This is a genomic window from Romboutsia weinsteinii, assembly GCF_002250835.2.
Taxonomy (GTDB): Bacteria; Bacillota; Clostridia; order Peptostreptococcales; family Peptostreptococcaceae; genus Romboutsia_A; species Romboutsia_A weinsteinii.
In genome coordinates, this window is the sequence record NZ_NOJY02000014.1 from 1 (window position 1) to 19,766 (window position 19,766).

General features: G+C 27.6%; 25 protein-coding genes. 6 read left to right on the forward strand and 19 right to left on the reverse strand.

Annotation, left to right across the window (positions count from 1 at the left end):
* A partial coding sequence (locus CHL78_RS09700) for a LysR substrate-binding domain-containing protein (protein WP_116041428.1) occupies window positions 1–710 on the forward strand: 710 nt, incomplete at its 5' end.
* A gap of 42 nt (window positions 711–752) precedes the next feature.
* On the opposite strand, the gene CHL78_RS09705 is transcribed toward CHL78_RS09700, so the two are convergent.
* From CHL78_RS09705 to CHL78_RS09725, 5 genes are all read right to left on the reverse strand, one after another.
* Complete coding sequence (locus CHL78_RS09705) at window positions 753–1,328, reverse strand: chromate transporter (protein WP_116041430.1); 576 nt, start codon at window positions 1,326–1,328, stop codon at window positions 753–755.
* Entirely contained in the window at window positions 1,316–1,912 is a 597-nt protein-coding gene (locus CHL78_RS09710; RefSeq protein ID WP_116041432.1) for a chromate transporter, read from the reverse strand. Before CHL78_RS09710 ends, CHL78_RS09705 begins: the two co-directional genes overlap by 13 nt.
* Window positions 1,913–2,077: 165 nt before the next feature.
* Window positions 2,078–2,269: a hypothetical protein gene (locus tag CHL78_RS09715; protein ID WP_116041434.1), complete on the reverse strand. Its 192-nt coding sequence runs from the start codon at window positions 2,267–2,269 to the stop codon at window positions 2,078–2,080.
* Window positions 2,270–2,413: 144 nt separating this feature from the next.
* Window positions 2,414–3,262: a DUF3298 and DUF4163 domain-containing protein gene (locus CHL78_RS09720; RefSeq protein ID WP_116041436.1), complete on the reverse strand. Its 849-nt coding sequence runs from the start codon at window positions 3,260–3,262 to the stop codon at window positions 2,414–2,416.
* Window positions 3,255–3,776: an RNA polymerase sigma factor gene (locus CHL78_RS09725; RefSeq protein ID WP_116041438.1), complete on the reverse strand. Its 522-nt coding sequence runs from the start codon at window positions 3,774–3,776 to the stop codon at window positions 3,255–3,257. The genes CHL78_RS09720 and CHL78_RS09725 overlap by 8 nt, the downstream gene beginning before the upstream one ends.
* Before the next feature lie 488 nt (window positions 3,777–4,264).
* On the opposite strand from CHL78_RS09725, the gene CHL78_RS21325 reads away from it, so the two are divergent.
* A complete protein-coding gene (locus CHL78_RS21325) occupies window positions 4,265–4,393 on the forward strand; it encodes a hypothetical protein (protein ID WP_274541848.1) in 129 nt (42 codons plus the stop codon).
* A 481-nt stretch (window positions 4,394–4,874) separates the two neighbouring features.
* The gene (locus CHL78_RS09730) at window positions 4,875–5,510 is read left to right on the forward strand and encodes a hypothetical protein (RefSeq protein WP_094368874.1); all 636 of its coding nucleotides are present in this window, start codon (window positions 4,875–4,877) and stop codon (window positions 5,508–5,510) included.
* A 105-nt stretch (window positions 5,511–5,615) separates the two neighbouring features.
* On the opposite strand, the gene CHL78_RS09735 is transcribed toward CHL78_RS09730, so the two are convergent.
* The 4 genes from CHL78_RS09735 to CHL78_RS09750 form a co-directional block, all read right to left on the reverse strand.
* A complete protein-coding gene (locus CHL78_RS09735) occupies window positions 5,616–5,822 on the reverse strand; it encodes a hypothetical protein (protein ID WP_094368875.1) in 207 nt (68 codons plus the stop codon).
* A gap of 114 nt (window positions 5,823–5,936) precedes the next feature.
* Window positions 5,937–6,335 carry a hypothetical protein gene (locus CHL78_RS09740; protein ID WP_094368876.1) on the reverse strand — a complete coding sequence of 133 codons (399 nt, stop codon included), beginning with the start codon at window positions 6,333–6,335 and terminating at the stop codon, window positions 5,937–5,939.
* Window positions 6,336–6,421: 86 nt separating this feature from the next.
* The gene (locus CHL78_RS09745; protein ID WP_094368877.1) at window positions 6,422–6,751 is read right to left on the reverse strand and encodes an SdpI family protein; all 330 of its coding nucleotides are present in this window, start codon (window positions 6,749–6,751) and stop codon (window positions 6,422–6,424) included.
* A gap of 55 nt (window positions 6,752–6,806) precedes the next feature.
* Window positions 6,807–7,469, reverse strand: a complete 663-nt coding sequence (locus tag CHL78_RS09750; protein WP_094368878.1) for a TIGR00266 family protein — start codon at window positions 7,467–7,469, stop codon at window positions 6,807–6,809.
* 680 nt (window positions 7,470–8,149) lie between these two features.
* Between CHL78_RS09750 and CHL78_RS09755 the strand changes: the two genes are divergently transcribed.
* Window positions 8,150–8,773, forward strand: a complete 624-nt coding sequence (locus CHL78_RS09755; RefSeq protein WP_094368879.1) for a GNAT family N-acetyltransferase — start codon at window positions 8,150–8,152, stop codon at window positions 8,771–8,773.
* Window positions 8,774–8,858: 85 nt separating this feature from the next.
* Here the strand turns inward: CHL78_RS09755 and CHL78_RS09760 are convergent, their stop codons facing one another.
* From CHL78_RS09760 to CHL78_RS09780, 5 genes are all read right to left on the reverse strand, one after another.
* On the reverse strand, window positions 8,859–9,977 hold the full coding sequence (locus CHL78_RS09760) for a DHHW family protein (RefSeq protein ID WP_094368880.1): 1,119 nt from the start codon (window positions 9,975–9,977) through the stop codon (window positions 8,859–8,861).
* A gap of 117 nt (window positions 9,978–10,094) precedes the next feature.
* Entirely contained in the window at window positions 10,095–11,285 is a 1,191-nt protein-coding gene (locus CHL78_RS09765) for an alginate O-acetyltransferase AlgX-related protein (RefSeq protein ID WP_094368881.1), read from the reverse strand.
* Window positions 11,286–11,299: 14 nt separating this feature from the next.
* Window positions 11,300–12,715: an MBOAT family O-acyltransferase gene (locus CHL78_RS09770; protein WP_094368882.1), complete on the reverse strand. Its 1,416-nt coding sequence runs from the start codon at window positions 12,713–12,715 to the stop codon at window positions 11,300–11,302.
* Between the two features lie 302 nt (window positions 12,716–13,017).
* The gene (locus CHL78_RS09775) at window positions 13,018–14,037 is read right to left on the reverse strand and encodes a hypothetical protein (RefSeq protein WP_094368883.1); all 1,020 of its coding nucleotides are present in this window, start codon (window positions 14,035–14,037) and stop codon (window positions 13,018–13,020) included.
* 26 nt (window positions 14,038–14,063) lie between these two features.
* Window positions 14,064–15,179 (reverse strand): 4-hydroxybutyrate dehydrogenase, encoded by a 1,116-nt coding sequence (locus CHL78_RS09780; protein WP_094368884.1) that lies wholly within the window; start codon window positions 15,177–15,179, stop codon window positions 14,064–14,066.
* Window positions 15,180–15,510: 331 nt separating this feature from the next.
* Between CHL78_RS09780 and CHL78_RS09785 the strand changes: the two genes are divergently transcribed.
* A complete protein-coding gene (locus CHL78_RS09785) occupies window positions 15,511–15,924 on the forward strand; it encodes an SRPBCC family protein (protein ID WP_094368313.1) in 414 nt (137 codons plus the stop codon).
* Between the two features lie 80 nt (window positions 15,925–16,004).
* Here CHL78_RS09785 and CHL78_RS09790 read toward each other — a convergent pair whose 3' ends face one another.
* The 5 genes from CHL78_RS09790 to CHL78_RS09810 form a co-directional block, all read right to left on the reverse strand.
* Window positions 16,005–16,313: a hypothetical protein gene (locus CHL78_RS09790; RefSeq protein WP_094368314.1), complete on the reverse strand. Its 309-nt coding sequence runs from the start codon at window positions 16,311–16,313 to the stop codon at window positions 16,005–16,007.
* 11 nt (window positions 16,314–16,324) lie between these two features.
* A complete protein-coding gene (locus tag CHL78_RS09795; protein ID WP_094368315.1) occupies window positions 16,325–16,864 on the reverse strand; it encodes a GrpB family protein in 540 nt (179 codons plus the stop codon).
* 48 nt (window positions 16,865–16,912) lie between these two features.
* Window positions 16,913–17,377: an NUDIX hydrolase gene (locus CHL78_RS09800; protein WP_094368316.1), complete on the reverse strand. Its 465-nt coding sequence runs from the start codon at window positions 17,375–17,377 to the stop codon at window positions 16,913–16,915.
* A 143-nt stretch (window positions 17,378–17,520) separates the two neighbouring features.
* Window positions 17,521–18,036 (reverse strand): GNAT family N-acetyltransferase, encoded by a 516-nt coding sequence (locus CHL78_RS09805; RefSeq protein ID WP_094368317.1) that lies wholly within the window; start codon window positions 18,034–18,036, stop codon window positions 17,521–17,523.
* Between the two features lie 14 nt (window positions 18,037–18,050).
* Complete coding sequence (locus CHL78_RS09810; protein ID WP_094368318.1) at window positions 18,051–18,584, reverse strand: GNAT family N-acetyltransferase; 534 nt, start codon at window positions 18,582–18,584, stop codon at window positions 18,051–18,053.
* A gap of 289 nt (window positions 18,585–18,873) precedes the next feature.
* On the opposite strand from CHL78_RS09810, the gene CHL78_RS09815 reads away from it, so the two are divergent.
* On the forward strand, window positions 18,874–19,734 hold the full coding sequence (locus CHL78_RS09815; protein WP_199534026.1) for an aminoglycoside 6-adenylyltransferase: 861 nt from the start codon (window positions 18,874–18,876) through the stop codon (window positions 19,732–19,734).
* Window positions 19,735–19,766 lie beyond the last annotated feature (32 nt).

Genomic DNA, 19,766 nt, shown 5'->3' on the forward strand with positions numbered 1-19,766 from the left:
GACTCTACATAACAGAAGACGGTAAACTTCTTTTATCATATGCACGATATATTATTGACTCATTTGAAAAAATGGAAGGAGCTTTATCTGATGCATCGTCAAAGCTACAGATTAGAATTGGTGCAAGTGTATCTCTTGGAACAGTATTACTAATTGACTTAATAAATCAATTAGAAGAAGAAGTACCTGGCATTGACGTACGTATTACTATAGATAATACTTCTACAATTGAGCAAATGGTGTGTAATAGTGAATTAGATTTAGCAATTGTTGAAGGTCTAGTTAAAAGTAATGAAATTATTAAACTACCAATAAGCGATGATGAGCTGGTAATAGTTGTTGGCAGATCTCATCCATTTTGGAATGAAGAAAAAATATATCTGGCACAAATAGAAAATCAAGTACTTATATCAAGAGAACAAGGAAGTGCAGATCGAAATCAGTTTGAACAGTTTTTAAGTGATCATAATATTAATATAAATAAAAAATGGTATTGCACTAATACTGAAGCTATAAAAAATATTGTAAGCTCTGGTAAGGGAATAGCAATTCTTTCAAAACTGTTGATTGAAAAAGAAATACAAGAAAATACATTAAAAGCACTTCCAATTGAAGATATTAAAATTGTGCGTAAAAATAAATTAATATATCATAAAAATAAACATATTTCTTCACAAATGGAAAAGTTTATTGATATATGCTTAAATTAAAAAAGTCATAGTGTAATGATATCATCACACTATGACTTTTAATTATAATATAAGATCTTTAGCTAAATACATAAGTGTTCCAACTAATCCACTTCCAAATATTATTGAAACAGCACTTGCTTTATATTTTCTAAGAATATATAAACACCCTCCAAATAATATAAATTCAATAATCTGGAGATCAGAAAACTTAAAATCACTTATATCTGCTTTAAATAGTCCAAGCATCAAAATAGAGGCTCCTGCAGAAGCAATAAGTGCAACAACAGCAGGTCTAAGTGAAGAAAGCACTACTTGAACCCCATTGAAACTACGGTATTTATAATAAAAATGTGCAAGAGTTAAACATATTATAAAAGATGGGATAATACATCCAAGAGTAGCAATTATTGCTCCCATAGGTCCTAGCACACGTGTACCAACAAAAGTTGATGAGTTGATTGAAATAGGTCCAGGAGTCATCTCTGCAATAGTAATTAAATCCGAAAATTCTTCCATAGTCATCAAACTATGTACATTAACAATCTGATCCTTAATAAGTGGAATAGCTGCATAACCTCCACCTACACTGAATAAACCAACTTGTAAAAAACTAAAAAATAACTTTATAATGAGCACTTTTCTTGTCCTCCTTCTTCTCTTTTTAAGCTAGCTAATAAATCTACAATTCCAATACCAAGGCAAATTAATATAATAAGCATCGCACTTACCTTAAAGAAGTAGGTCGCAACAAATGCTACTATCATCATTGCAATATACATTACCCTCTTTGTCTTTACTATATTTTGAGCAAGCTTAATAACAACATCAAATATAACTGCTGCTACTCCTGCCCTCATTACTTGTAGAGCAATTGCTATATACTTATTCGTCCTAAATTCTGTATAAAATAATGATATGATTGATATAATAACCATCGGTGGAATAATCGTACCTAGAATCGCTACAAGAGAACCTGTAATACCACACATACGATAACCTATAATAACAGATGCATTTACAGGAAGTGGTCCTGGAGATGATTGAGTGATTGCTGTAATATCCAGCATCTCGTCTTCTTCAATCCAATTTAATTCTTCAACAAATTTCTTTTTCATAAGAGACACTATAACAAATCCACCTCCAAATGTGCATGCACTAAGCATAAACATAGACTTGAAAAGTGTCCATAATATTTTTGATTTTGATTGCTTATCATTCATAATTTTTATCTCCCTTCTTAATAAATCCTTTATTGGAATTATTATACATCTGCATAACTAATAAGTAAAATAGGCTTTTATTATCAATCAGATATGTAATTACCTATCAGTTTAATAATAACAAAATAAAACCAGCAGTTTGACCTGCTGGCTTTAGGTATTTACTCATCCCTTGGTTTTACTTTTTAATCTATCCCCTATTTCTTTAAATAAAGATACTATAAAAGATATTACAATTACAACAAAAAGACCAATATTGATATTATTTAATGAGGTTTTGCCACTAGTAAGGTGTACATACAAAAACAATATTATGACCATACTACTCAATATTAATCTTATTTTATTTGAGTTCATTAACTTCCCCCTTATATTAAGTAACTCATTTTAAAAACTACTTTTAAGAAACGTTTATTCCTTATTTAAGTTTATTCCTTATAAAGATTAATAGTACATAGCAATTATATATTGATTTTATTTTATAAAAATATTAGATATATTTTATCCTAAATTTACGTCTATAACATCACTAGGTATGACAAACTCAGTTACTCCAGTACTCCCTGGTCCTACTTCATATTTATCAAAACATATTACCAATTCATTTTTATCATTTATATAAAATCCTTGGTCCTTCTTAATAACTTTAAAGTCATTTTCAGGGTATTCACTATCTAGCCAGTAATACTCATTAGGATTATTTTTAATTCTTTCTTTCATCTGATTCTTTATGTTCTCACTTATTATACTTACATAATCTTTATTATTAAACATACCTTCAAGAGTTATAGCCGTTTCATTATTCTTGTTAATATTATAGAATTTTCTTGTTGTATTAGATGAACCCTGTGCCTCATACTTAGTTACTACTAGTGATAACACATTTTCATTATTAGTTTTAGTTTCAACAGATGATTTAACCATTTCTCTTCCTGGGATATTATCTTTTTCTAATTCTTCTATTTCTTTCATGTATTGATTATATAAATCTTTTGCTTCCTTTTCCATTTCTTGATTTATTCTATCTTGTAGCTCTTGGTTTTTTAACCCTTCAATCTTAGGAACATCTATAGATACATCAAAACCATTTCTATCTACACTATAATTTGAAATTCTAACAACTTTTACGATATCTCCTATTACAGGTATCTCCTCTAAAGCATTTGCAAACGCAGGACTGATATTAATCACACCTACTACAGCAACTACAGAAGCTGCACTTACAAATATTTTTTTATGTGAAAATCTTTTTTTATTAATTGCTTCATTTACTCTATTATCTAGCTCATCTGGTATTTGAATATTATTATAATTTTCTCTTAGTTTATCTAGGTTTTTTTTATTATTCATAATCTTCTCCTTCTACAGTAATATTTATTTTAGCTTTCAATAGCTTTAAACTCTTATAAAGTCTAGTTTTTATAGTGTTTTCATTTTCACCTAAGACTGTCGCAATGTCAGATATCTTCATATCTTCAAAATATCTAAGTATGATAATAGATTTACTGTCTTTAGGTAGGCTATCTAAAGCCACTTGTATATCAATATCTACATCTATTTCATGCTCTACAAAGCTATTTATAGCTATCTCTTCTATTCCCTGTATATACTTCTTATTTTTTCTTATGTAATCTATGGAAGTATTTATTAATAGTTTATAAAACCATGGTTTTATAGAGTCTACGTCTTTAAGTGATTTAATTTTATCTAAACCTTTGCATATAGATTCTTGAACAATATCTAATGCATCATCTTGATTTTTTACATATGTGTAAGCAATTCTATAAAATGAATCTTTATTTTCCACAACATACATTTTAAATGCTTTTTCTTTTTTATATTTTTCTAAGCTTAGCAAATCCATTTTTCATGAAGGCCTCCTTTTCATTACATATATATAGACGCTATAAGATACCTTAAAAGTTTTATAATTTTTAACTTTTAAGTAATTTATTTAGTTCTGATGAAATCATTGATAATATGGAGTGTTATCGTTAACATTTGTAAATAATAGCATACTACACAATAGCTTAAATTCGGTCTTTACACTTTTTAACCCAACAAATTTAAATTATATTTTTATATCTGGATTTATATCAAGAATTATAATAGTGATTTCATTTATAGGCATATTTATTACAATTACATATTCATATTTAATATAAAAAAATCACTAAGGCTTTGTCTTAACAATAATTCATAGTCTTTATATATTAAGAAATAATAGGCATGGAATCTGACAAATATAGTATTGTTGATATATATATGTTTATTAATAATTGTTATATAATTCGAAGTAACGGTACTTTTAATATCATATAGATAAATATGAATTTAGGGGGTGAGATTAAGATGATAGCAATATTAAGTGTATTATTGATAGTCTTTGGAATTTTACTTGTGATTGCAAATATAAAAGAAGTATATGATAAAACATATATAGAGAAATATAATAAAATTAAAATTCAAGTAAATAGTTAAAAACAGGAGTTATAAAGATAAATTTCAATTTATAGAATAGATTTTATGAACAATTTTAATATATTACGAACTAAAGATATAGGGGCATCTGCTCCTATTTTTTATTATCTAATTTGATTCCATAGCTCTATTTTTTATAATAATATAATTCTATATGACTATCTTCTTTATCTCTCTTGGATTCGCACAATAAATGTATAACTTCAATATATTAATAATAACTATACAATAGATTGGAGGAGGTTATTATATTTAATAATGAATTATTTGTTTCAATAGTTTCAAGCATAATGCTAATTACATCTCCCACATTCCTAAAATATATCACTCAATATTTTATAAACTTAATTAAATTTTATATTTATGCACTAAGCGAAAATAACGGTCTGTATGTTGAAATTTAGTTTTTTAAAACTATCAGTTCTTTTTTGTATTATCTCTATATAGAAATTATTAAAAGATAATTTTGAATGGAGGATTTATGTGTACTCTAGATATGAAAATACAAGAAATAAAGAAGTATTTAATAGAGAAAGATATAAACCAAATAAAGAAATTCAAATTAGATTTTATCAAAAAAATAGACAAAGATAACTTGCTTCAAAAAGACAATCATTTGCTTCATAAACTTGACTATTATACAAAATTAATTAAAAAAATAAAATTCTATTTAAAATTAAACGAAGATAAAAAAGTAATAATGGATATTGATAAAGATAAAAATGAAGACATAGTATGTATACTAACATCTATAGACCTACATTCAAATGATATTGGAATTCCAGTAGAAATAATTCTGTTCACAGGAAATACAAACAAGGCCTGTATGTACTGTGTATGCTATGAAGTTAATGAATATGCCATGCTGTATATCAACAATTTCAGAGCTAGGTTTAGTAACAAAGGATATGGTAGTATACTTCTTAAAAATTTAGACGCAAAAATCATAGAATTAAATCAGTTTTTAAAGAGCTGTAACTTAAAAACTATAAAATCTATCGAAGGTCTAGTAGCAGCAGACAAAAATGTGATTAAAGAAAGCGATTTAATAAGATTCTATAGAAAGTACGGATTTATAGTAGATGAATATAATAACATGGTTAAAAATATACAATAAAAAATACCGTTCTATAAAATAAAGTGTGTAGTCTTGCCCATTATTCTATGATTGATGTTAATCATACCTGGGAAGGTACACACTTTTTATGCTAAATTATTGATATTATCCGAAAGAAGGACCATCCATTCCTTTCTGTTTACCTCTATCTTCTAGCTTAATTTTTGATAAGTCAATATTGTTATTATTTTTTGTACTTATACTCATATCACTCTCACTAAGTTTTTCTAATATTTCAAACTCATATGATGCAATACTTTCACCATCTATTATAATATTATCTGTTTCACAAAACTCAATTTTTGAAATCATATTAGTTTCTTGATTAACATAAATAGAGTTATTCTCATCATCAGTATATTTTATCTGATTATTAGCTTTTTCCTTAAATTTATAATCATTATCTAGTATTGATACTAATTCTTCTTAACATATAGTATCTATAGCTGAAGTTTCAAATACCTTAGCATTTTCTTTTATTACAGGATCAGAGATTCCTTCTTTATAACCAATCCATTTATTATTTTCATCCTTAAATACTGATGTAATTAATCTATGTTTATTATCTATTATGCCTCTAGATTCAAGCTTTCCATTCTTATCATATATATCAGTTCTTTCAATACTACTCAAATTGTTACGATAGTTTTCTATATATAAACCATCTTTATAAGTTGTTTTTACATACTCAGACTCTTTTTCTTGGTTTAATAAGTTATTATAAGCATCATTAATTTCTGCGTTATAATTGTTACTACTTTGACAACCTGTAAACCCTAAAGACAGTATACTTAATAAAACCCCTAATGTTAATCTTTTCTTCATTATTTCCTCCAAAAGTACTTTATTGCATTCATAAAAAATTACTAAATACAATATCATTATTTTTTATATAAATCTTGATACTATTGCTATTGTCTACTATTAAATCTTCTTAAATGTATTTCTGTCATTAATATAGGTCCAATTAATACTACAGACAATACTATATAGTAAAAAATTTCGGGTAAAACTAATTTAAATACCTTTGGAATAATCACTGAAAGTACTGAAATTATAAAAGCAAGCATACATGGCTTATAAATATATGTATTTGCCTCTTCCCATGTCTCTCTATCTTTCATTGCATATTCAACTTTATATCCTACATATAGTTTTGGATAATGCTTATAATCATCATGTCCATATTTACATATTACTCCCATAAAAAACATTATTGCTCCCATAAAAATAATAACCAATTCTCATCCCCTCCTATCTGATATATTTATAATATCTAATAGTATATGTAGATGCTTAGTTTCCTGATGCTGCAACTACAGGCTTTCTAGTCTGAATCCAAATCTCCCCAGGTCCAACAAACTTAGCAACAAATCCTTCTCCACTCAAAAATGAATTCGCTAAATTTCCTCCAGCCAATTCTGAAGAGTACTCCATATCATTATCCCATAGTACCAAGTGACTTGAATCAACAATGTACTTCTCACTAGGATAAAGACTCTTCTTATAAATAGACCCACAAGAATTTACAAATAAAGTACCTGCTCCAACAGTTCTAAGACCAAAGATTCCTTCTCCACTTCCAAATACACCCTTTACTTTTGCCTTTGCTTCTAAATGTATACCCTCAGTACAAGCCAAAAAATTTCCATTGCTTATTCTATATTGCTTACTTCCATCTAGATCTAACTTCATAATATCTCCAGAACCAGTAGGAGCTAAAAGTATCTCACCATCTGAAAGTGCCTTGTATTCTTGAAGAAAAGCAGACTCACCAGACATAAATCTTCCAAATACTTTACCTAAGCTACCAGCCTTCACTTGTAAATCAAAAGTAGGCGACATAGCAACCATTGATCCAGCTTCTACTCTATATAATTCTCCCTTACTTGCATTTATTTTTAATATTCTACTATCTCCTTGGCATAATAGCTCAAACTTTTCTATCTTTTCACTCATAATATTTCTCCCCTCTATTATTTGTGGTATTTTAAAATATAATAACAGTTCTAAGAGATGCTATCAACGAAATTTAAAATATGTTACTTTTATGTAATATTTTGAAAGTGTACTATATCTCTTAGCTATATAAAATCATTATTATATATAATTACCATATTATACTTGTCATAAAATAATATTTTAATTATAATTTCTAAAAAGAAAGGAGTATTACCAATGAAATCAACCTTATTCAGTAGTAATTTACTACTAAAAATATTAGAATGTATTATCTTATCAGTAATATTTATAATAGACAAACCCAATATTTATATTATAATTTCTGTACTAGCATGTTCATATATTCTTAATAAATTATCTAAGAACAAATATAAAAACACAAAGTATAGCTATGATAAAATTATTCTATATGATTTCATCGTAGAAACCTCATCTTTAATATATTTTTTCTTTATACTCAGTGAAGCAACAATAATATATAAAGCTTCATTATATATTATTTCGATAATTCTTATCTTATTTGAAAATTATATAAAAAAGATAAATTTGATGACTAAAATTATTTCACATAATATGATTGCAATACCATTTATAGTATTATTACTCATGTCCTTACCTAGATAAAACCAATATGCCGTAAATGATAAAATAAATCTTAAAGGAGCTTAGTTAAATTAATGACACAAGTACAAATAAGAATCGCAAAAGAGAATGATGCTAGAGAACTTCTAGAAATATATACTCCATACATAACAAATACATCAATAACATTTGAGTACGAAGTCCCAACATTAGATGAATTTAGAAATCGTATTATAAACATATCCAAAGATTATCCTTATTTAGTTTGTATAATAGACGAAAAAATCGTTGGCTATGCTTATACTAGTAGACAAAAAGAAAGGGCTGCTTACCAGTGGAATGTAGAATTATCCGTTTACGTTGATAAACTATATTTACGCTTTGGTATAGGCAAAGCACTTTACAATGCTCTTATTGAAATCTCTAAATCACAAAATATTTATAATCTCTATGGATGTGTCACATCTCCAAATCCAAACAGTGAAAAGTTACATGAGTATTTTGGATTTAAAAAACTTGGAGTGTTTCATAATACAGGTTATAAACATGGTAAATGGCATGATGTAATCTGGTTTGAAAAAAGTATTATTAATCATGAATCTGAACCAAAACCATTATTATTTATCACAGATGTTGATGAAGCACTTATAAATAAGATTCTAGATGAGTGCTCTTATATGATAAAAGACCATACTAAGTCTAATATTTTAAATTTATAAAATAATACACAGTTAAATTTTTATATTCATAATAATAGCACTCAGTATTTTACTAAGTGCTATTATAGAAACACACCTTTTGCTCTTACTTTATACCTTTATCAATCATTTCCTTAATCATACCGCTAAATCCAAAGCTATTATACATAAATAAAACAGTATCAGAATCACTATTTTTTATTATATCCTCATAAGTCATATCTAAGTTATCAATATATCTTGGGTCTACTATCTCAACCTCACTAAACAAATCTGCCAATAACAATGTCATAGGAGCTTCATAAGAATCTCTAAAAACTAATACTTTTTTATCAGTTAGAGACTTTGCATTTTTTATCTTTAATATATTACAATTGCTTCCTCTCATATAAGCTCCGCCATAATCCCAGCTATCTTTTTCTCTACGCGTAGCCATTATATCCTTTTCTTTGATTTTAATATCTTTATTAGTGTCACTTAAAAAGTACTTATACTTTGCTCCCTCTAAATATACAAAACTGGTCTTTTCTTTTTCCTCTATAGGGAATCCTAACTTTTTATTATAGCTTCCTATGAAATCTTTCTCTCCATTAACTAATACTTTATACTTGCTAAAATGATTTTCAATCTCTTCATCAGTTAGTCCCAAGTCCATATTTTTAACCATTATTTTAAATCCTTCATAGGCTCCTATTCCATTCCAATGATGATCCGTTTTGAAATAGAATTCTTCTAGATTTTCTTTGGAGAAACTATTTGAGAAGGCTTCATCTAAGTCTATAAATTTCATATTTTTTAAGTCTAAATTTTTCTTAAATATTGTTTTATTAATATCTATATTACATCTGTTAGTAACAAAATTTGGGTACAGATGCTTTAACATATTGGTCTTATGCGTCATTGAAACAAAGTATGTACTTTTACCCATATCATTACTGATACCAGAAAGTTCATTTATAGCATCTGAGTATACTTTCATCTCACTTTCAGGTAATAATTTAGAAAACTTTCCTAAAATCCAGTTTTTTTCTCCTAAATAGTAATTTCCAATAATTTGCTTATTTGATGCTTCATTAGACTTATCACCATCTTTAACTGTTTCATTGAATACATACTTTTCTTGTGATTTTAAATCATCATTTTTCTCAGTATTATTGATAAGAGTAAATAATATTACTGAGAGTATTATAGGCGGTATTATGTACTTGAATTTATTTTTGCTCATTGTGTATGCTCCTTTTGCTTAATATAATTACGATGTAATTATATTCCCCCAGGATTACAAAAATAAACTCACATTAGCCTATAAAATCTTTACTAGATTTATATCAACCATAACTACCTATTTAATTCCCTTTTCAATCATTTTATCTATCATCGAATCAAACCCAGAGCTATTATACATAAACATTACTATATCTGAATTACTATCCTTTATAATTTCTTCATAAGTCTTGTCTATCTTATCTATATTTCTAGGATCAACTATCTCAACTTCACTAAATAAATCCGCAAATAACCATGTGGTAGGAGCTTGATAAGAATCTCTAAATACAAGAATCTTTTTATCAACAAGTGCATCTTTATTTTTAATCTCTAAGATATTAGTCTGAGCCCCTCTAATATATGCTCCACCATAATCCCATTCATTCTTATCTCTTGATGTAGCCAATATTTCCTCTTCTTTTTTTACATTTTTATTTAATAAGTACTCATATTTAGCATCTTCTATATATGCATAACTAGGATATTCTTTTTCCTTGACTAGCATATCAAGGTTTTGGTTATAACTTCCTATGAATTCTTTTTTAGTGTAAGTAATAGTTTTGTACCTATCAAAATGATTCTTAAGACTCTCTTTAGATACACCAAGGTCCATATTACTAGCCATCATCTTAAAACCTTCATATGCACCTACTCCATTCCAGTGATGGTCAGTCTTAAAGTATAACTTCTCTAACTCTTTCTCATTAAAATTATCTAAAAAGAACTCGTCCATATCAATATATTTTGTAAGCTTTGAATCAAGACTAGACTCAAAGGAAGCTCTATTGATATCTATATTTTTAGTATTATCAACGTATTTAGGATATAAATGTTTTAAAATATTAGTTTTGTGAGGCATCATCGTATAATAAACATCTTTACCTAAATTTTTGCTTATCTTAGCTAATTCATCAATATTACTTGAGTAAGACTCTAACTGATCACTAGTCAATATTTTAGGAAACTTTCCTAAAATCCAATTATTCTCTCCTAAATAATAATTACCAACCTCTGTTTTATTAAGTGCAGCCTCAGACTTAGTACTTATACTAATCATCTCTTCTCTAAGTGGAAATTGGTCATTGTAATACTTTTCATAATCTGAGAAAAAAGTCCCTTTTTTAACGCTATCAAGTGTAGGCATTTTTTCTAGATTTCTGTTTTCTGCTACACTATAATTCTTATCTGGATTTATAATATTAATAGCAAAGAAGCCAAATATAATACCTAAAAAAGGTGCAATTACATACTTTGATCTTTTATTCATAATATTCATCCTCCTTAAAATCTAAAATATAAAAATGGATTATAACTTGAGCTACAAAGCATTACTACTACTATAAGCATATAAGCAGACAGAAGTAATCCATGAAGTGCATAGCTTATATTACTAGATAATACCTTTTTGTTTAATTTAAGTAATCTAGACTTTAATACTTTAACAATAGGAGTTGAAAGTATTAAAGCTGTAAATATTATATAATAGTAATCAATCAAGTAAACACTTACACTGGAATTAAATATTAGGTTAGATTTTAATCCAAACATGACTTGTATAAACTCAAAGGCTTGCAATATATCAGTTGATCTAAAGAATACCCAACCTAGTATTACTACTAATAATAAATAAGTGTGTCTTACAAATCTCGGTAGCCTATATAATAATTTTTCTAAAAATGCTTTTTCTAATGCTATTAATATACCAAAGTACAGACCCCATATGATGAAATTCCAACTTGCACCATGCCAAAATCCAGTTAAAAACCATACTACAAATAAGTTTCTATATAATTTAAGCTTAGATACTCTACTACCTCCAAGTGGAATATAAACATAATCTCTAAACCAACTACCTAAAGATATATGCCATCTTCTCCAAAATTCAGATACAGACTGTGATATATATGGATAATTAAAGTTCTCAAGGAAATCAAATCCAAACATCTTTCCAAGGCCTATAGCCATATCACTATAACCACCAAAGTCAAAGTATATTTGAAGTGTATAACATGTAATTCCAACCCATGCTTCAACTACTGATAGATTAGATATACTCGCTGAAAATACCCCATCTGCTACTAGTCCTAATTGATTTGATAAAATAACTTTTTTAGCAAGTCCACATACGAATCGATTTACTCCTTCTGCAAATTTTTCACTAGAATAAGTTCTTTTGTTTATCTGCTCATCAACAGTCTGATACCTTACAATAGGTCCTGCTACAAGCTGTGGAAATAAACTAATATATAAAGCTAAATCAAAAATATTTCGCTGAACTTTCCCATCTTTTTTATAAACATCAATCACATAACTCATAGTTTGGAATGTGAAAAAGGATATTCCTAAAGGAAGTGCTATAGCCTGAATATTTATATCAGTACCAAATAAGGTGTTGATATTATCTACGAAGAAATTGCTATATTTAAAAATCACCAATATAGAAATATTGAAAATTACCGCTATATTTAGCCATAATTTCTTCTCTTTTAAATTATTTGAGGATACTTTTATACCAAATATATAGTTAAAAGAAATAGATCCAATCATAAGAAATATATACGTTGGCTCCCCCCAAGCGTAAAAAAATAAGCTTGCAAGTAATAATATTATGTTTTTAAGTTTTTCATTTGAAATATAATATAGTATAAGTACTATAGGTAAAAAAGAAAATAAAAATACTAAACTGCTAAAAATCATTTTGTTTAATCAATCTCATATAAAATTGATTATCCCCCTTTCCATATGTAAGTTGCTTTTAAGTGAAGTATAGCTTAAAAAATTTTATAAATAGCATATGTCAAACTTTCGTATGATCTTTGACATAAAATCTTAATAAATTAGATATTTTTGTAATAAATTCTTAATAAAAAATGCGGATGTCATCTCTTTTTAAGATAACATCCGCATTTTTCTTTTTCAATTGAGTTTCTCCAACTGGTATATTTATCGCCCCAACTGTCATAGTTAATATATTTTTTATTTTATGCCTAACCATGTTCTTATATTTCAAAACTGACAAATTCACCGGGAATTTTTATATGCTTAGAAAATAATTCAATCTCCATATCACCATTAAAATCTCTTTCAATTGGGTCTAAGAAATCAACACCTTTTAAATAGTTATTTTTACCATACTTATCACCATCATCCATTGCTAAATACATTGCTACTCCATGTGAATTGTATTCAACCATAGATTCTAGGTGATTTTTAGATAAAAATTGTAACTGAGAACCATCTTTTGTTTCATATGATATAGTAAGTAAATCCATACCTTTTGGACATAAGCATTCTATAGATGTTAGATGTTCTTCTTTAAACTGTTCTCTTTCATCTTCTTCTATATCATTCATTATATTATCTAAATTTTTAAGTGTGTCTTCCCACAAGTTATACCTACCAACTTCATTTATGTAAAAAAAGTCTTTGTTATTGTATTCATCAACATAATCAATTCTAGTATTTAAAGGATAATCACCTAAAGTCACAGTAATAGGATGCTCTATTAATACTTCTTCAAAATCTTCATCAATTTTTAATGTAATAGTTATCTTTTCATTAGCATCAATTTGTGGAAAATCTTCTCCATCAGCTTGTTCGTAGCATGTTATAAACATATTAGTTATGTCAATATCATCCCATTCTTCTGATATGGCATCATTTTTAATAAGATGCTTCAAATCCTCAATATCTAAATCATCATAGTATTCTAAAGAGCTTCCAGAAGAAGACTTAAAGGTAACCTTCTGATTTTGTATCATCATCTCTTTAAGGAATATGGAAGTATTTATTCTACTTGCTTTTACACTATTTATTTTATCTTGTCTATTGGTAATTAAACCTTCTTCATATTCATCACCTATACAATGATTTTTACACAAAACATACATCCTATTACACTTATATCCCTTAATAAAACCTAAAAATAATATCTCTTGTCCTCTAACAGTAACTTTTTTATTTATTATTATCTCTTCTCTTTCAAAGAATAGTTTATCTCTTAGATCTTTAAATTTCATATTAACCCCTTTCTCATTTCCCCTTACTAGTATAATCTTCTGTAAATATTAGCAAGCTCTTCTTGTGAAAATTGAACATATCCTTGACTTAATAGTCTCTGTTGATTTTTAACAATACTTGAAGCAAAGCTTTCTATATCATCCTCTATCATGCCATACTCTCTTAATTTTTTTCTTTCAATAATCTTATCTAATAACTCTTCCATCTTTTCATAAACATTATCAGCATCACAATCTAATATATTACTTAAAATTTTATTTAAACTACTTATCTTACCAGTTGAGTTTTTAACCATATACTCCTTAAATACAGCTGTAAAGAATAAATAATTTGATTCTCCATGAGGTACATGGTAACATCCACTTAAAGGATAACTCATAGCATGAACAGCACCATTACTTGCATTGCTAAATGCTACCCCTGCTAAGTTACTAGCTGTAAGGAATCTATCAAGCATATTAAATCTTGCCTCTTTCCCATCTTTTGCAATTATCTTAAATCCATCTATAATCATTTCCATAGCTTGCTTACTAAATACCTCTGTATAAACATTTGCACTTGGTGCCATGTAAGATTCTATTGCATGTATAAGTGCATCTATAGCACTTGTAGCAAAAAATTTATACGGAAGATCAGTTATAAGTTCTGGAATAAGTACAGCATAATCAGGATATAATTCATCTGTTGCAATACCTAACTTAGTTCCCATCTTTGTCATCTCAGTAACACTAATATTTGATACCTCTGACCCTGCTCCACAAGTAGTTGGTATAGCTATAAGAGGTCTTATTTTTTCAAATGGTATCCTTTTAGTAAATATATCCTCAGCAGACTTACCATCTTTTAGCACAAGTATCTTTGCCATATCAATAACTGCTCCACCACCAATAGCAATAATTCTATTACAGTTACTGTTATTAAAATCTTCCAATAGCATATCCATCATTATATCTGTAGGCTCACCTGTTCCATATTTATTTTTACAAATTACAGTAGCCTCTAAATTTAATGGTTTAAAATATTTCTCATATAAACTTTTACTTACAAGAATAAAATCTTCTTTCCCAATTTTGAATTCTTTTACAAATTCACTTACATTATCAAACTTTTGTATATTTGTTCTTTCCATAAATAGTTTCATTTTTAATACTCTCCTTGGTTTTACCCTTATTTATTATATAAATAATCTTTTATAAATTAAATTGTAGCAGAATACTACAATTTATGTAAAAATAATTCATACTTTGAATATAGATAAAATATTATATTACAAAAAAGTATTAAAATAAAGTATCCTGCATATAGATTTTTATTTTTATTAGGTCTATAATTAAAATAAACAACAAATTCTCTCTAGCTTATCAATAGAATTAAAGTCTAATAATCGCAAATAATATATTTTGTTAATAAAGTTTTGAATCAAGATCATAACTTATATCTATTTGAAGAATTATTACTCAGGAGGAAAACAAATGAGGAAATCAACTATAAAAGCAACCTTTAACTCTGATATACAAACAGTTTGGGATATAGTAACTAATAATAGAGATTTTGAGTGGAGAAGTGATTTATCCAAAATTGAAGTATTTGATTATGGTAAAAGATTTATGGAATACAAAAAAGATGGATTTGCAACGTATTTTGAAATAACTCTAAAAGAGCCTTGTAAGAGATACGAGTTTAGTATGAGAAATATAAGTTTTACTGGTCATTGGGTTGGAGTCTTTAAGCCAACTGAAAATAATGGTACAGAAATAATACTTACAGAAGAAATACATGTAAAAAGCCGTATGATGGAGTTATTATCATATATTTATATGAATTTGAAAAAAATTCAATTTACTTATGTTAAAGATTTAAAGAAAAAATTAGGTGAAATAGATTAATAAAAAGATGTAGAGACTTTGTAAATTATTCTCTACATCTTTTTTAAGGAGATCTTCTTATAAAAAGTACTCTCATCAAACTAGTTTACTTTTTCATACTTAGTAAATTTATATGCTATATAATTAAATATAAAATTTATAATCAGTGCAATTATAATAACTTCTATAATACTTGGCTTATAATTATTAAGATTATCCCTAGCCCATATACCAGATATTCCCGCAACAAAGGCTGATATTCCATTTGCCATAGCAATTTTTGAGAAAGATTTTATCCTATATTTTGACTTGCAATTATCACATTGAATTTCCCCACATCTTCCATACCAATAAAACTTATATCTATTAGCTTTAGAATATCTAATATTACAATCTGGACAAGCCTTCATAATTATTCCCCCTAATTTTGTATTTCTTTATCCCATTCCTCTGCTTTTTTATCAATCTCTTTAATAAAGTCATCCTTACCATCACAATAAGCTTCATTATCATACCTAAATTCACTTGCCAAATCCTTTTTCAGATCTTCATAACGCTTTGCATCCTTAGGATGTGTGTTCATGTAATCTCTAAAGTTTAGATGCCTTTTTATATGAGGACTGTCTATTTCAAATATATGTATATGGTGAGTTCTTTTAATTTCACCTTTTAAATAAAATCTACGACCTTTAATACCATATTCACCCTTAGGCGTATATCCTATGTTCACCATTTCTTTGTCATATTTATCAACTTCTGAAATATTTTTTACACCTATTAATATATCAATTATAGGTTTTGCATAAATTCCAGATATGGAAGTACTACCTATATGATGGATTTCAACTATTTCATCTCCCATTATACTCAATACCTTCTCTGATTCTTCTTTATACTCATATTTCCATCTAGGGTTTGGTTTTACAACTTCAATTATCCTAACTTTATTTTGTTGAGTCATAATATTTACCTCCATCGCAAAATAATATATATTATTACAAATACAATATTATCTATATATCCCCTTCCTTTTTTCTAGAAAATCATTGATCATATCCTCATGTTGTTGTACGAATAGTTTCGGAATATTATCTTTTGCAAAGAATTTCAACTCAAAAGTCTCAGATTCATCAACCTCTAAATCCCCTCCCACAATATTCCCCTTGAATAGGTAACAAATAGTTTGAGCTTTGTCTCCATTTTCATATTCAGCAAAATATTTTGAATAAACTCCGATAAGGTGTTCTACTCTAACATCAATCCCTGTTTCTTCTTTTACTTCTCTAATAGCAGCCTCTTCAATAGATTCACCGATTTCAATTGCCCCACCTGGTAGTCCCCATATTTCATCGTATCTATTTCTCTTTTGTAATAAAATATCTCCATTTTCATTAGTGATACACATGCCTGCAAAATTCAAAATTATTATTTCATGCCCAACCTTACTCCTAATCCATTTTATATAGTCACTCATTACTTCCTCCAAATTTGTTATTTCCAAAATCATTTGAACTAAATCATTTTAGTCCTATGAAATCTATAAAGAAAATCAATATGATGAACCTTAAAACCTTCCAAGCAATAATTAGCATATCCTGTAACAAAGACTACATACTCTTATTGCAATGCTCTACTCATAATTACATTATCATCTATCCTTTTTTCTAATATAAAACCTAGCTTTTCAGCAAGTTTAATAGAAGCAATATTCCCACAGTCTATAGAAACCTCCAACTCTTTAATAGATGTATTTTTAGACAAATATCCAATAGTAGACATCATAACTTCACTCATAATTCCTTGTTTCCAATAAGACTTCTTCAAATTATACCCAATTTGTGCCTTCTCCTTGTCAAACTCAAAATGGTGTAGTGCTACAGTACCGATTACTTCGCCAGTATTTTTATTAACAAGCCCCCATCTAATAAACCACTTATTCTCAAATCCCTTATGTACCATACTAATATTCTCATCAGCCTTATCAATTGATGCTATGATATTTTTAGGATCATACTTCATTACCTCTTTATCCCCATACATATCAAAGATATCTTTAACATCCTCAAATCTTATTTTTCTAAGCATGTATTTATCTAAATCTATCTCTTTAAATTCATTAAACAAACTATTCATACCTAATCCCCTCCCTACTTTTGTAGTACTTTTTCATATAGCTTAAACCAATCTAATCCATGATTTGAAAGTCCTAAATCTACAGTATCCACATAACTAAATCCACACTTTTCATATAATTTAATTGCTGGAATATTCTTCTCATAAACATCAAGACGAATAGATTTCATATTATTTTCAACCCCATATTGTATTATAAAATCTATCATCATCTTTCCTAGTCCTTTTTTCAAATAAGCTGGATGAACTACAAATGTATAAACAACTAGAATTCTTGAGTAATCATCATCAGTTTTCCAATTTACTTTATCATATGCAGATTCAGGCTTATGACTTAATATAAAAGAGCCAACTATTTTACCCTTCTCCTTAGCAGCATACAGACCTTTACTTTTTATACCTTCTGTTGCGTCTTCTCTAATTGGATATATTCCTTTTAACCACCCTGGATAATTAGTTCCCTTTTGTAAATAATCATTTAAGTCATCATAAAGCATTGCCAGTTCATCAATATCCTCTTTTATTCCTTGTTCTATGATTATACTCATAACATACTCTCCTTTTTTATAAATAGGACCCCTTATAATACAATCTCTAGGTTAATATATTGTATAGCCTTATACTTTCATTGTACCTCAACTCAATTAAAAATAATAAGTTAGTAATTTAATTTTCACTATTCTTAAAAATATTTTTTATAAATAATATAGCATAGTTACTTGGATATTAAATTGTAATCTTAAATCCTATTTGATATTATTTAGTATATAATATTATATTTAGGTGAATATTCTGCTTACTCCTTAGTTTAACAAAATCTAAATATAAGGTAGGAGGATTATATTGAGAAATGAAAAAGAGATGTTTGACTTAATACTAAACTATGCTAATAGCGATGATAGAGTATTAGCAGTTGGATTAAATGGGTCAAGAACTAATAAAAATGTGCCTAAAGATGAGTTTCAAGATTACGATGTGGTTTTTGTTGTTGATAATGTATTTTCTTTTATAGATGATCCAACATGGATTGATTACTTTGGAGATAGGATTATTATGCAAAAACCGGAATCTATGGAGTTATTTCCACCTAGTTTAGGGGGTATGTTTAGTTACCTTATGCTATTTGAAGATAAAAATAGAATCGACCTTATTCTTTGCCCTAAAGAACAAAAGGATAATTGGCATCGTGGTGATAAGCTTTCTAAAATCCTATTAGATAAAGGTAATTATCTGTCTAAAATAGCTGATTCTACAGATGAGGATTATCACATATCTAAACCAAATAAACAAAAGTTTTTAGATTGTTGTAATGAGTTTTGGTGGGTATCAACTTATGTAGTAAAAGGTCTTTGCCGTGATGAAATATTTTATGCAACAGACCATCTTTATAATAATTTAAGCTCTGAACTACTTCGTATGGTTTCATGGAAAGTAGGAATAGACTATGGTTTTGATTTCAGCATAGGAAAGAATTATAAATACATAAAAAATTATATTGATGAAAATACTTACAACAAACTTCTTTCTCTACTTGATATGTCTAGTAAAGAAAAAATATGGACTTCCTTAGAAGCTACTCAGTGCATGTTTGATAAATTTGCAAAAGAAGTGTCTTCATACTTAGATTATTCTTATGAAGACCAAGGATTTGAAAAGGTGCTTTTATATACCAAAGAATATAAAGATAAGTATATATAAAAAAGATGGAGGAACGAATCGTTCCTCCATCT